The sequence below is a fragment of the Pseudoclavibacter sp. Z016 genome, from assembly GCF_002931215.1.
Classification (GTDB): Bacteria; Actinomycetota; Actinomycetes; order Actinomycetales; family Microbacteriaceae; genus Pseudoclavibacter.
The window spans coordinates 160,009-173,193 of the sequence record NZ_PSTU01000003.1; the positions used below are offsets into that span (position 1 = coordinate 160,009).

Below are 13,185 nucleotides of genomic sequence, written 5' to 3' on the forward strand. Positions count from 1 at the left end.
GGGAGGCCCCGCGAGTACCTGCTGGCGGATGCAGACGCGCCGCTGTCCAACTTCAGTGCAGATTCCGGCGGGAACGCGAGTAGAGCTCCCGTCGGAGCTGATTCTGCACTGAAGTTGGACAGGGGCGGAGGCAAGCCAGGCAGGCCCCGACTCGGTTGACGACGGGGTGGCTGGCCAACTTCCGGGAGTAGTTCGGCTCAGGCGCGCGGTTCGGGCCTGCGCGGGCGTTCCCGTCCCGGAAGTTGGACACCCGCGAGGGGAGAACACCCGCGAGGTGGGGTCAGCGCGGAGAGGCACGCGGCCGCGCGGATCAGGCCGCACGGATCAGGCCGCACCGATCAGGCCTCGGGGATGGGCATGCCGTAGGCCTCCAGCGTCAGCGACTCGGGCTCGGGCCCGCGGCGCACGCCCTTGTCGAGGGCGTCGATCTGGGCGACCTCGTCGGGCGTGAGCTCGAAGCCGAAGATGTCGAAGTTCTCGGCGATGCGATGCGGCTTGACCGACTTGGGGATCACCGAGCGGCCCTCCTGCACGTGCCAGCGCAGCATGACCTGCGCAGGGCTCTTGCCGTGGGCGTCCGCGATGGCGCGGATCGTCGCGTCTTCCAGCGTGCTTCCGCCGTCGCCCTCGCGGTAGAACGTGATGCCGCCGATGGGTGACCAGGCCTGGTCGAGGATGCCGTTGCGCGCATCCGCTTCCTGCACGTCCTTCTGCTGGAAGTAGGGGTGCAGCTCGATCTGGTTGAGGGCCGGCACGATGTCGGTCGCGTCGAGCAGCCGGTCGAGGTGGTCTGGCATGAAGTTGCTGACGCCGATGGCGCGCACCTTGCCGTCGGCGGAGAGCCGTTCGAGGGCACGGTAGGCGCCGATCGTCTTCTCACAGTCTGTGGGGAGCGGCTGGTGGAGGATGAGCAGGTCCAGCTGCTCGAGGCCGAGCTTGCGGGCCGACTTGTCGAAGGCGTGGAGGGTCTCGTCGAAGCCGTAGTCGCTGATCCAGACCTTGGTCTCGACGAAGATCTCGTCGCGGGGTACTCCGGATGCGGCGATCGCCTGGCCGACTTCCCGCTCGTTGCCGTAGGCGGCGGCGGTGTCGATGTGGCGGTAGCCGACGCGCAGGGCTTCGGCGACGGCGGCTGCGGTCTCCTCTGGTGCGGACTGGTAGACGCCGAAGCCGATGCTGGGCAGTTCGACGCCGTTGTTCAGGGTGAGGTTCGTGGTGCTCATGCTGAAAACGCTACGTCTGGCGGCTGAGGGGTGACAGGTTCTGACAGAACCTGCCAGTCGAACCGAAGCCGTTTCGGATGGGTGAAAACCCGCACTTGCGCACGGGGTCCCGCATGCCTACACTTTCGGCAGGTGCACAAACGATCATATCTATTTGCAACTTCGTGCACACCCCGACAAAGGAGTCAGAACATGCGGTTTACGTCGCCGCTCGCCGCCCCCGCGGCCAGCACAGTCGAGCACAGCTCGACGACCACGTCGGGAGGGCAGCCGGCATGGAAGTAATCACCTGGATCGCCGAGAACTTCATCGGCCTCTTCAACGCCTCCGCCGAGAGCCTCATGGGCCTCATCACGGGCATCCTCCCCCTGCTTCTCGTGCTGCTCACGGCAATGTACGCCGTCACCACGTGGATCGGCGAGGAGCGCGTCACGCGCGCCGTCCGCTGGGCGGGCAAGTACGCGATCACGCGCTACACGGTCATGCCGATCATCGCGGTCATCATGCTGACGAACCCCATGGCGTACACGTTCGGCCGCTTCCTCCCCGAGCGCTACAAGCCGGCCTTCTACGACTCCGCAGTGTCGTTCGTGCACCCGGTCACGGCGTTCCTTCCTCACGCCAACGCTGGTGAGCTGTTCGTCTGGACGGGCATCTCCGCCGGTGTCCTCTCCATCGCACCGGACAAGTACGCGACCCTCGCGGCCCTGTACTTCATGGTCGGCATCGTCGTCATCTTCATCCGCGGCATAACGACGCAGTGGATCACGAAGATCCTCATCAAGCGCGGCGGACACGAGGCGACGTTCGCTCGTTTCGACGAGATGTATGCAGAGGGCCACCTCCAGGGCTCCAAGAGCGAAGGTGGTGTCCTGTGAGCACAGACGCTGAGAACACGAACGCCAACTCGGCCGACGGCGGCGCGAGCACCGCGGACTACAAGGGCGTCAAGGTCAACCGCGGTCGCGGCGGCTGGGGCGACGGGCTGACGCTCGTCCCCAACGCCGAGAAGAACATCGTCCTGTCGGTCACGGGTGGTGGCATCCACCCGGTCGCCCAGAAGATCGCAGAGCTGACGGGCGCTGAGGCCGTCGACGGCTTCAAGAACAACGTGCCGGACGCGAACGTGCTCTGCGCGGTCATCAACTGCGGTGGCACGGCGCGCATCGGCGTGTACCCGAAGAAGCGCATCCCGACGGTGGATGTGTACCCCGGCGAACCGGGCGGCCCGCTTGCCCAGTTCATCACCGAGGACATCTTCGTCTCCGACGTCGCCCCTCGCGACGTCGTCGCGCTCGACGCGGCGGCAACGGCAGCAGCTGGTGCCCCGGCCGCAGCCGAGGCGCCCAGCCTGAGCCCGGAAGAGGTCGCGGCGAAGGCCAAGGCGGATGCACGCGCCAGGGTCGCAGCGCAGGGAAGCGGATTCACGGGCTTCGTCGTGAAGTTCGGAAACGCCATCGGCTACTTCATCAACACGCTGCTCTCCTCGGGCCGCCAGGCGATCAAGCTGACCCTCAACACGATCCTGCCGTTCATGGCGTACGTCTCGCTCCTCATCGGAGTCGTCACGTACACGGGCGCTTCGGACTTCATCGCCAACGCGGTGTCGCCGCTGGCCTCGAACCCGATCGGCCTGATCCTGCTCGGCGTCATCACGGGTCTCCCCTTCCTGTCGCCGATCCTCGGCCCAGGTGCCGCGATCGCCCAGGTCGTCGGCGTGCTCATGGGAACGCAGATCGCGGCAGGCGCGCTGCCGGTGCAGTACGCACTGCCGACGCTCTTCGCGGTGAACGGCCAGGTCGGCTGTGACTTCATCCCCGTCGGTCTCTCCCTCGGTGAGGCTGAGCCGGAGACGGTCGCGGTCGGTGTCCCAGCCGTGCTGTTCTCCAGGCAGATCACGTCGCCCCTCGCGGTTGTGCTCGCCTACTTCGCCTCCTTCCTCCTCATCTAGTGGGCGCCGGGCGGGCCGCACCGGCCCGCCCGCGCATCCACCCCTGAACTTCGCTTCAACCTCTCGCCTCAAGAAAGGACCACCACGTGTCCACGACCATCTGGCAGTCAGAAATCGCACGCATCGGACCCGACGCGAACGACATGTTCGAGGGTGGCGTCTACATCCTCTTCGGCGAACCCGTTCCGGATGCGCTCGCCGAGGTCAGCCTCGTGCACAAGGGCCACTCGGGTGAGTTCGTCCCCGTGCAGGCCGGCGACGAGTTCGTGATCGGCGACGAGGCCGTCACGGTCACCGCGGTCGGGGATCTCGCCAACCCGAACCTGCAGGAACTGGGTCACGTGGTGCTCTACCTGAACGCGGAGGACACCGCGCTCCTCCCGGGCGCCATCCAGGCATCCGGCACCCTCACGACTCCCGCCGAGGGCGCACTCATCAGCGTGCGCCGGAACGAGGTGTAGATCATGGACTGGAGATTCCCCGCCGTTCTGGTCCTCGCGCTCGTCCTGAGCATGTTCATGACGGTCGTGCAGATGCGCGCCTACATGAGCCAGGTCAACGAGATCGCGAAGGCGAACGCCGGCAAGAACCTCAACCTCGTCAGCGGTCGAGGCAAGGGCGCGTTCCGCGGCGCGATCGCCGTGCTGCTCGTCGACCCGACCACGCTCGAGGTCGTCGAGGCGCGAGCGCTCCTCGGGTTCAGCGTCTTCGGACGCCTGAAGCCCGCTCCCGACCTCGAGGGCCCGCTCACGACGGTCTACGACCGCGCGGAGGCTCGCCACAAGCACCTCGGAACCGCCGTCCGCCAGGCGATCAGCATGCTGCCGCACACGGTGCGCGCCCAGGTCACGCTGCCACCGGTCAAGGGCAAGACGAAGCGTGCGCAGCCCAACGCTGTCAAGGGCGCGGCCCCGAAGCAGTTCGCCGGCCTCTCCCGCGTCAGCAACTAGCCCCTGATCAGCACCCCACCCCACGAACTCAGCAAGGAACGCACATGAACTACACCCAGCGCCTCATCCAGCGTGAAGCAGAACTCGGCCGCCCCATCCGCGTCGGCGTCGTGGGGGCCGGGCAGATGGGCTCAGGCCTCATCGCCCAGATCGAGCGAGCCAAGGGCATGGAGGTCGCCGTCGTCGCCGACATCGCCGTCGAGCGCGGTGTGGATGCGTACACTCGCGCCGGCCGCAGCGACGTCCAGGTCGAGACCGACCTCGCCGTGGTCGCCGAGCACATCGAGGCTCGCCGCCCGGTGGTCATCAACGACGGCCTCCTCATCCCGAAGCTCCCCGTCGACGTCGTGCTGGAGGTCTCCGGTGTCACCGAGATCGCAGCGCAGGTCGCCTACGCGTCGCTCCTCGGCAAGAAGGACGTCGCTCTCATGACCGTCGAGGCCGACGTGACGGTTGGGCTCTTCCTGGCCAGCATCGCCAACGCCGGACAGCAGATCTACACGATCTGCCGCGGTGACGAGCCCGTCGAGGCGCTCAAGCTCGTCGAGCACGCCACCGACCTCGGCCTCACCGTCGTCGCGGCCGGCAAGGGCAAGAACAACCCGAACCGCCCGACGGACGTGCCGGAGGACGTCATGGAGGAGGCGAAGGCCAAGAACATGAACCCGCGCATCCTGTGCGAGTTCACCGACGGAACGAAGACGCAGATCGAGATGGCCTCCCTCTCGAACGCGACCGGCTTCCCCGTCAACAAGCCGGGCATGCACGGACCGGCCGCCGACATCGCGACGCTCGCGACCACGCTCATCCCCGTCGAGGACGGCGGAGTCCTCACCTCGACCCCGGCCGTCGAGTACACGGTCGAGGGCGACGTCGCGCCAGGCGTGTTCGTCGTCGTGAAGTCGGAAGACGATGTCGTCACGCACGAGCTCGACTACCTGAAGCTCGGCAAGGGGCCGTACTACGCCCTCTACCGCCCGTACCACCTCGCCTCGGTCGAGGCGATCCTCTCGATCAGCGAGGCCGTGCTCGAGCGTCGCGCCGACTTCCAGACCACCACGTGGCGCACCGAGGTCGCCTCGAAGGCGAAGTTCGACCTCGCCGCCGGCACGAAGCTCGAGGGCATGGGTGGGCACCACGTGCACGGCTGGGCCGTCGATGCGGACGAGGCACGCGCCGACAACTCGATCCCGATCGGGCTCATCTCCGGCGGCATCCTGAAGCGCGACATCAAGGCGGGTGAGATCGTCTCCTACGACGACGTCGAGCTCGACGAGACGCGTCCGCTCATCGCGATGCGCCGCCTGCAGGACTCGCTGGTCGCGGCTGGTGTCATCGGCGCCTGACCCGTCCGACCCCCTTCGGGCGCCCGGCTGAACTGGGCGCCTGATCGGCGGTCGATAGGATCATGTGAACCGGATCACCGATGCCGCGCCCAGCGTGCGGCGTCGGGGCGGCTCCCGAACGGCGCGTGAGCGCGGTGAGGGAGCCGTCGCCATCTGGGAAAGACGTCCCGCACCGCAGGGCCACGCAGGAGTGAGCAGCGCTGCGCCTCCTGCCCAGCACAGCCTGCGTGTCGCTCTGCACCACCCACAGGAAGGAAGGCTCGGGATGCCAGCACCCCGCAACGCCGAGACCCTCGTCCGAGCAGCGCGCCTCTACTACCTCGACGGCCTCTCCCAGAGCGACGTCGCGACAGCACTCGGCGTCTCGCGGGCGAGCGTCTCACGCATCCTGTCGGCGGCACGCGAGCAGGGGATCGTCGAGATCCGCATCCACGACCCCCACGTGGTCGGTCGTGTCGATGAGCTCGAACGGCAGATCACGGATGCGTTCGGTGTCGGTGCCGCCGTCGTCGTCTCGGCGCTGCCGGGCAGGAACCCCCTCGACATCGTGGCCGGAGCGGCCGCCGACTACTTCGCGGAGCGCGTGCCCTCGGTCGGTTCTGTCGGCCTGAGCTGGGGCAAGTCGATCGACGCGTTCGTCGAGCAGATCCACGTCGAGTCCACGGGGCGCGCGCTGACGCTGTGCCCGCTCGTCGGCGGCATGCCGTTCGACTCGGGGCCGGCCGGGAACACGGCCCTGGAGCGTCTCTCGCAGAAGTCGGGGGCGATGGCGTTCCGGTTCGAGTCGCCCGCCGTCGTCGAGTCGCCCCAGACCTGGGCTGCGCTTACCGGGGAATCGTCGATCTCCATGGCCATCAAGCGGGCGACGGATGTGCAGCTCGCGTTCGTGGGCATCGGTTCGTATGGGCTCCACGCGTCGAGGCACATCGTCTCCGCGATGAGGCTCAGCGATGCCGAACGCGCCGAGCTGGACGCGCAGCAGCCCGTCGGCGATATCTGCGGTCGCTTCTTCGACGCCCAGGGGCGCGCCCTTGGCGCACCGGTCTCCGAGCGGGTCATCGGCATCACCCTCGGCCAGCTGGCGAAGATCCCGGAAGTGGTGGGCTTCGCCGCTGGCGCCGAGAAGGCCCCTGGGGTCGCCGGCGCGCTCCGCACGGGGGCGCTCGACGGCGTGATCCTCGACGAGGACCTCGCGCGCGCTCTCGTGGAGCTCGTGTAGGGCGCTGCCCGGGCCAGAAGAGTCAGGTTCCGCGGCGGATCTCCATGCCTCTGGCTGACTCTTGCCGCGCTCAAGGGTTCGCCGGGAGGCGCGGGCTGTGCGGAGCGCAGCTGCCAGGGCAGGGGACTCTTGGATCGACACGCGACGATGCCTCCGCATCCGCAGCCACGTCCCAAACCGCGGCCACGTCCAAACCGTCGCCACGGCTCAGAGACGCAGAACGCCGCCGGTCGATCGTGCCGCTGACGGGGAGTCAGGGTGCGATCGAACGGCGGCGTCGGTGCGCCGACGTCGTTGGCGGCGTCAGCGGAGGCGGATGCTCGGAGGGGGAGCGCGCGCCTACTCGCCCATGACGACGACCTGGCACTTGCGCGAACGGGCGCGCGTGCGGTCGAAGTCGACGAAGTAGATGTACCCGGTGACGCCGACGCCGAGCTTGCCGTCGATGACCGCGAACACCTCGCTCGAGCCGATGATCGTCGACTTGATGTGCGCCTCCGCGTTCAGCAGCGCCGTCTTGTCGCCGCCGGGCAGGTACACCTCGGCGTCCGGCCACGACTCGACGTCGGCGTAGTGCTCCGGGCCCGGGTAGCGGTACTCGCCCTCGGGCGGCACGGCCGTCTGGTTCGGGGCGACGCGGTTCAGCACGTCGTCGAGGTCGGCCTGCAGGAACTCGGTGCCGTCCTCGAGGCGGTCGTGCACGAACTCCTCGAAGAACACGGCGCAGGTCGTGTGAGGAGAGATGACGGTGACCGTGCCCGCCGTGATGCCGCTCGTCGTGATCGCCTCCTTCACCTCCGCCGTGACGTCGATGTAGCTGGGGGTGCCGCCGTGCGACTGCAGCTGGAGGGTGGTCTGGTAGACGGTCATCGGTGTTCCTTCGGAGTCGTGGATGCGCGTGCTTCGGCGCGCGCGCAGATGTCGGTTGGTGTGGCTGGCTCCGCTCAGGCGCCCGGGCGCAGGGCCTGGATGAACTCGGCCACGTCGGCCTCGACCTGCGCGGAGACCGCCTTCGCGACCTTCGGGAACAGGATGGTGTTGGGCTGCTCCGCGGCCCGGAGCGCCGCATCCAGTGCCGCCTTCGCCGCGTACGTGTAGTAGTTGATCTTGCGGACGCCGCGCGTGATGGAACGGTGGTACTCGTCGAGGCTCAGCCCCGACCCGCCATGCATGACGATGGGCACGCCCGTCGCGTCCCGCAGCTGCTCGATGAGCTCGTAGTTGAGCTTCGGCTCCTGGTGGTACATGCCGTGCACCGTGCCGAAGGAGGCAGCGAGCGCGGTCACCCCCGTGCGCTCGACGAACTCCTTCGCCTGCGCTGGCTCCGTGTACAGGGTCTCGTCGGCGATGCCCTGGCTCGGGTCGCCGTTCTCGTTGCCCGTCATGACGCCGAGCTCGCCTTCGACCCCCACGCCGCGCTCCTTAGCGAGCTTCACGACCTCGGTCGTGCGGGCGACGTTCTCCTCGTACGGCAGCGTCGAGCCGTCGATCATGACGGAGTTGAAGCCGATGTCGAGGCCGCGAGCGATGTACTCGATGTCCTCGCCGTGGTCGACGTGCAGCACGAACGGCGCTTCGCTGCGCGTCGCGAGGGCGAGCATCGCCGGCCCGATGTCGTCGATCGACAGGGTGCTCTCGTGCACCTGCGCGTGCTGCAGGATGACGGGAACGCCGGCCTTCTCGGCAGCGGAGATCGTGCCGAGCAGCCCCTCGAAGTAGGGGGTGTTGACCGCCGCGATGGCGATGTTGTTCTTCTGTGCGTAGCGGAGCGCTTCGTCGAGTCCGATGAGCATGTGTTGGTCTTCTCTCTGGTGGCCCTGTGGGGGAGCGGGTCAGTTGGCGGGGGCGGCGCTCGCCTGCGCGTCGCGGTGGTCGGCGAGCGCCTGGAACATCTCGGTGAGGATCTCGCGCCAGTCGGGGTGCTTGATGATGCCGCTCGTGCCGCCCGAGCAGTCGGCGCCCTGCTGCAGGACGCGCGTGATGTCGGCGCCGCGGCTCACGCCGGCTGCCTGCACGACGAGGATCGCCGGGTCGACGTTCTTCACGATCTGGGTCGTGCGCTCGATGTAGTCGCCCGCGTCCATCTGCCCCGTGCCGATGTTGGCGGTCGGCTCGCAGATCATGCCGGAGGGGTCGAGGTCGGCAACCGCGCGGCACTGCAGGTCGGAGTCGGCGCAGACGATGGTTGCAAGACCGACCTCTTCGCAACGGCGCATCGTCGCGTCGAGGTCGGCCAAGGTGAGGGGGTGCTCGGCGTGGTTGAGCACGACGGCTTTGACCCCGGCTTCGGCGAGGCCCTCGGCGAGGATGTGCCCCATGCCGCGGCCAGGCACGATCGGGTCGACGTGCTGGGCGGTGACGCAGAGGTTCGTCGTCTCGGCGACGACCGACCGGAGGTCGATGTGCTGCGCGGTGAACACGACGTCGATGTCGAACGCTCCAGCGAGCTCGTCGGTGAGGTGTGCCAGCTTCATGAGCTCGCTGCCCGTCAGGTACGCCTTCGGGTTGACGATCAGAAACGGGCTCCGTACAGGGATGGGGACAGCCATTGTCAGTTGCTCCTAGCGGATAAATGCACAAAGTTGCACTAAAGAATGTACGAACGTGCAGTGTGGCAAGTATCGCATCTGTGGAGAGCACCTGGCAAGAGCACGGATGCGCAGGCCCCGCCCACGTCCGCGTGCGCCCCGGAGTCGTCCCAGGTGCCCCGAATAAGGTGGCACCTCACACTTGGACCAGGGAGCCACATGACTCGCGAACCCGTCTACTCATTTGCGATCGGGGTCGGCCGCACTGTCTTCGGCGCGCTCCGCGTTCGCCAGACGATCCGCGGCGCGCAGCACCTTCCCGACACCGGCGGCGCCGTGATCGCGATGACCCACTTCGGCTACCTCGAGTTCGCCCTCGTCGAGTGCGCGACCTGGATGCACAACCGGCGGCGCATCCGCTTCATGGCCAAGCAGAGCGTGTTCGAGAAGCCCGTCGTCGGCCGGCTCATGCGCAGCATGCGGCACATCCCGGTGAACATGAAGGCCGGTGCGGACGCGTTCGCCGCCGCCGCGACCGCCCTGCGTGACGGCGAGCTCGTCGGCGTCTTCCCCGAGGCCGGCGTCAGCGCGTCGTTCACGATTCGCGACTTCAAGACCGGAGCCGCACGCCTCGCCGCGCAGGCCGGCGTGCCCATCATCCCCGTCGCCGTCTGGGGCGGGCACCGCCTCCTCACCAAGAACCGCAAGATCACGCTGCGAGAGCGCCTCAACATCCCCGTGCACTTCTCTTTCGGCGCCCCCATCCATGTCGCACCGGACGACGACCCCGCCGACACCACGGCCAAGCTCAAGACGGTCATGGAGGCGCTCCTCAGCGAGCTGCAGTCGAACTACCCGGAAGACGGCGCGGGCAAGTGGTGGCAGCCCCGCGTGCTCGGCGGCACCGCCCCCACGCCCGAGGCGGCGGCTGCGGCAGACGCCGAGCGTGACCGCAGGCGCGAGGCCGCGCGAGCGCAGCAGGCAGCCAGGAAGTAGCGGGTCGGTTGCCACTGGCGCTGCGTCTGCCGCTGGGGCCGCAGCTGCCGTCGCCGTCGCAGCTGCCGTCGCAGCGGGCCGTGTCCAACATCAGTGCAGAATCCCTGCATCCAGTGCCGCAAGCTGGTCGAAGGCCGGAAATCGCACTGATGTTGGTCAGTGATCGCCGGCACACGCGACCCGGTGCCAGACTTGGCGCATGAACGGTGAGCATCCCGGAAGCCTGATGAGCATCGGCGAGTTCTCGCGATACTCGGGTCTGAGCGTGCGCATGCTGCGGCATTACGCCGAACGGGGCGTGCTCGCGCCCGCCGAGGTCGACGAGTTCAGCGGGTACCGACGCTACGTCGCAGCCCAGCTGCGGGATGCGGGGCGCGTGCGGATGCTGCGCGACGCCGGGTGCGGAATCCCCGCCATCGCAGAGCTCCTGCCGCTCTTCGCGGCCCCTGACGTGCTCCGGCCGCGCCTGCAGCTGCACCTCGACGAGCTCAAGGCCGAGTCGCAGCGGGTCGCCGATCAGCAGGCGCTCGCCGCGACGCTCCTCGATGGGCTCGCGGCGCGCTCGACCCGTCTGGACGTCACCGAGCGCACCTTCCCGGCGCTGCGCGTGCTGTACCTGCGCCGCACGGTCGCCGGCTACCCCTCAGAGGGCCCGCTCTGGGTCGACTTCCGTGGGCCGGTGGCCGAGCTGACCTCGCGAGACCCCGCTGCCTTCGGCGAGGTCGGTGGTGCCACCTACTTCGACGACGAGTATCGAGACGCTGACGTCGAGATGGCGATCTGGCGCGAGTACCGCGGTACATCCGTGCCGGAGGGGTACGAGGTCGTGGAACTCCCCGAGCAGCGCGTCGCGACGGTCACCCACCGCGGCGGCTTCGAGACCATCAACGAGGCCACGGCGACGGCGGGCAGCTGGGTCGCCCAGCAGGGTCGCACCCGCGTCGGCCCGATCTTCAACGTCTACGTGCACGGCCCAGGCCGCGAGCCGAACCCGGACAACTGGGTCACCGAGGTCAACGTCCCCATCGCGGCTTGACTCTCACACTGTGTGAGACCTCACGATCGGATCCAACGGCTGAACAGGCCGGCGGCGCAGCCAGAATCGCTGCGGCGCATCCGAATGAGAGGACAGCAACCATGTCGGACAACGTGAACTACTTCGAGATCGGCACCACCGACCCGGAGGCCGCGAAGGCCTTCTACGGTGACACCTTCGGGTGGACGTTCGGCTCGCTCGAGCCCGGCGGCTACGGGATGGTCGACGGCGCAGGCAACGGGGGCGGGCTCTGGGATTCCAACACGGTCGGCGGCGGCAGCTGGGCGGTGTTCTACGTGGAGGTCGAGGACATCGAGGCGAAGCTCGAGCAGGCGGCCGCGAACGGGGCGGAGACCGTCATCCCGCTCGTCGACAACGGCAGGATCAAGTTCGCGCATCTGCGCGACCCGCTCGGCAACCGCTTCGGTGTCTGGCAGCGCAAGCCGCAGGGCTGACGCCGGCCGCTCGCCGGTGGCGCTCTCCTGACCAACATGAGCGTGCTGTCGGCGCTCTCGGCAGTGCGGCGTCTCCCTGCCGCTGTCCAACTTCCGTGACGGATGCCCGCATCCGCAACCTGAACGGAGCTTGCGGCCTCGTTCGTCACGGAAGCTGGTCAGTGCTGCAGGAGGTGCAGGCGGCTGACCATGCGGAACGCGTCGGCGCGGCCGGCGGCAGCGGCGACGAACTCGTCGAACGACGCGTCGGCGTGGAAGTGCGCCTGGATGTCGTAGTCGACGAGCACGTCGACGGCGTTCACGAAGCGCTGCTGCGGGTCGCGGCCGACGGAGGCGAGGAGGGGAACGTCGAGGATGTGCCACGTGTCGAAGTCGCGCGCCCACTGCAGGAACTCGAGCGACGAGGTCTGCACGATGAAGAGCTCCGCGAACGTCGCCCACAGCTCGCGGCCGCGCACCGCCGTCACCTCGAACGTTCGGCCGCCGAGCTCGAGGCTCGTCGCCTCGGCGGGAGCCGGGCGCGTGGCGTCGGGTGCACGGCCCGCAGCAGCACTGGACTGCTCGTCTGCGTCGTCTGCGCCGTCGACCTGCGTCGACGGGAAGCTCGGCACGTGCACCCACGAACCGGTCGCGAAGCCCCGGCGCTCGACGGCGTCTGCGCGAGAACGGCGGTAGTCGACTTCGCCCGGCAGCTCCACGACGTCGAGCTCGCGCTCGATGAGCTCGATGCCCGGCTCGAAGATGTGGTGGTAGACGGGGCTCGGGAGGAGGCCCTGCGGCCGGTAGTTCGAGGTCGCGACGACCGTGATGCCGTGGTCGAGGGCATACCGCAGCAGGGCCGTGAGCAGCGTCGCGTGGCCCGGGTCGTGCACGTGGAACTCGTCGAAGAGCAGCAGTTTCGCGTCGCCGATGAGCTCGCGGACCGCGTTTGCGAAGACGGTCTCGGAGCCGCGGTTCGCGAAGATGCGCGAGTGCAGCTCGTTGAAGAACGAATGGAAGTGGACGCGCAGCTTCCGGTCCACGGGCACCGCGCCGTAGAAGGCGTCGAGCAGCCAGGACTTGCCGCGGCCGGCGGGCCCCCACAGGTAGAGGCCGCGCGGGACCGTCGCATGGGCGGCGGATGCGTCGGGACGATCCGCCTCGGCGACCTCGGGCTCGCTCACTCCGGCGGCGTCGGGGGCGGTGGCGGTGGCGTCGGCGATGTCGGGGTCGCGCACCTCGGCGATGTCGGGGGCAGCGTCGGCAGCTGGGTTCGGAGCGGCGTTCTCAACGGCGAGAGCTTCGTGCTCGACGATCTGCGCGCCGAGTCCTGCGAGACGCCGAGCGACCATCCGCTGCCCGTCATCGAGGGCGAAGCCGGCCGCGGTCGCTGACGCCGCGATCGCAGCGAAGACCTCGCCGACGCTCGCGCCAACAGTTTCGGGATGGGTTCCCCGCTTCGAGATGGGAAGCAACCCATCCCGAAGCGTGGAACCCATCCC

The 13,185-nt window shown here is 68.5% G+C and carries 14 protein-coding genes; 9 read left to right on the forward strand and 5 right to left on the reverse strand.

The features are described 5' to 3' along the window. Nucleotides 1–338: 338 nt before the first annotated feature. Nucleotides 339–1,223, reverse strand: a complete 885-nt coding sequence (locus C5B99_RS02060) for an aldo/keto reductase (protein WP_104240117.1) — start codon at nt 1,221–1,223, stop codon at nt 339–341. A 275-nt stretch (nt 1,224–1,498) separates the two neighbouring features. Here C5B99_RS02060 and C5B99_RS02065 point away from each other — a divergent pair, with 275 nt between their 5' ends. From C5B99_RS02065 to C5B99_RS02090, 6 genes are all read left to right on the forward strand, one after another. Beyond that, a complete protein-coding gene (locus tag C5B99_RS02065; RefSeq protein WP_104240118.1) occupies nt 1,499–2,101 on the forward strand; it encodes a PTS glucitol/sorbitol transporter subunit IIC in 603 nt (200 codons plus the stop codon). Further along, nucleotides 2,098–3,174, forward strand: a complete 1,077-nt coding sequence (locus C5B99_RS02070) for a PTS glucitol/sorbitol transporter subunit IIB (RefSeq protein ID WP_104240119.1) — start codon at nt 2,098–2,100, stop codon at nt 3,172–3,174. Before C5B99_RS02065 ends, C5B99_RS02070 begins: the two co-directional genes overlap by 4 nt. An 86-nt stretch (nt 3,175–3,260) precedes the next feature. After that, nucleotides 3,261–3,635, forward strand: coding sequence for a PTS glucitol/sorbitol transporter subunit IIA (locus C5B99_RS02075; RefSeq protein ID WP_104240120.1), 375 nt, complete (start codon nt 3,261–3,263; stop codon nt 3,633–3,635). A gap of 3 nt (nt 3,636–3,638) precedes the next feature. Further along, nucleotides 3,639–4,124: a transcriptional regulator GutM gene (locus tag C5B99_RS02080; RefSeq protein WP_104240121.1), complete on the forward strand. Its 486-nt coding sequence runs from the start codon at nt 3,639–3,641 to the stop codon at nt 4,122–4,124. A gap of 44 nt (nt 4,125–4,168) precedes the next feature. Beyond that, entirely contained in the window at nt 4,169–5,470 is a 1,302-nt protein-coding gene (locus tag C5B99_RS02085) for an NAD(P)H-dependent oxidoreductase (RefSeq protein WP_104240122.1), read from the forward strand. Nucleotides 5,471–5,735: 265 nt separating this feature from the next. Next, nucleotides 5,736–6,689 (forward strand): sugar-binding transcriptional regulator, encoded by a 954-nt coding sequence (locus C5B99_RS02090; RefSeq protein WP_104240123.1) that lies wholly within the window; start codon nt 5,736–5,738, stop codon nt 6,687–6,689. A 339-nt stretch (nt 6,690–7,028) separates the two neighbouring features. Here C5B99_RS02090 and C5B99_RS02095 read toward each other — a convergent pair whose 3' ends face one another. The 3 genes from C5B99_RS02095 to C5B99_RS02105 all read right to left on the reverse strand — a co-directional run bounded on the left by C5B99_RS02095 (nt 7,029) and on the right by C5B99_RS02105 (nt 9,238). Continuing rightward, nucleotides 7,029–7,559: a YjbQ family protein gene (locus tag C5B99_RS02095; protein ID WP_104240124.1), complete on the reverse strand. Its 531-nt coding sequence runs from the start codon at nt 7,557–7,559 to the stop codon at nt 7,029–7,031. A gap of 74 nt (nt 7,560–7,633) precedes the next feature. Continuing rightward, complete coding sequence (locus tag C5B99_RS02100; RefSeq protein ID WP_104240125.1) at nt 7,634–8,482, reverse strand: class II fructose-bisphosphate aldolase; 849 nt, start codon at nt 8,480–8,482, stop codon at nt 7,634–7,636. A gap of 39 nt (nt 8,483–8,521) precedes the next feature. Further along, complete coding sequence (locus C5B99_RS02105) at nt 8,522–9,238, reverse strand: triose-phosphate isomerase (RefSeq protein WP_104240126.1); 717 nt, start codon at nt 9,236–9,238, stop codon at nt 8,522–8,524. Between the two features lie 198 nt (nt 9,239–9,436). Between C5B99_RS02105 and C5B99_RS02110 the strand changes: the two genes are divergently transcribed. From C5B99_RS02110 to C5B99_RS02120, 3 genes are all read left to right on the forward strand, one after another. After that, nucleotides 9,437–10,213, forward strand: coding sequence for a 1-acyl-sn-glycerol-3-phosphate acyltransferase (locus C5B99_RS02110; RefSeq protein ID WP_104240127.1), 777 nt, complete (start codon nt 9,437–9,439; stop codon nt 10,211–10,213). Between the two features lie 199 nt (nt 10,214–10,412). Then, a complete protein-coding gene (locus tag C5B99_RS02115; protein ID WP_104240128.1) occupies nt 10,413–11,249 on the forward strand; it encodes a GyrI-like domain-containing protein in 837 nt (278 codons plus the stop codon). A gap of 101 nt (nt 11,250–11,350) precedes the next feature. Then, nucleotides 11,351–11,704 carry a VOC family protein gene (locus C5B99_RS02120; protein ID WP_104240129.1) on the forward strand — a complete coding sequence of 118 codons (354 nt, stop codon included), beginning with the start codon at nt 11,351–11,353 and terminating at the stop codon, nt 11,702–11,704. Between the two features lie 158 nt (nt 11,705–11,862). On the opposite strand, the gene zapE is transcribed toward C5B99_RS02120, so the two are convergent. Beyond that, a complete protein-coding gene (zapE, locus tag C5B99_RS02125; protein WP_104240130.1) occupies nt 11,863–13,182 on the reverse strand; it encodes a cell division protein ZapE in 1,320 nt (439 codons plus the stop codon). Nucleotides 13,183–13,185 lie beyond the last annotated feature (3 nt).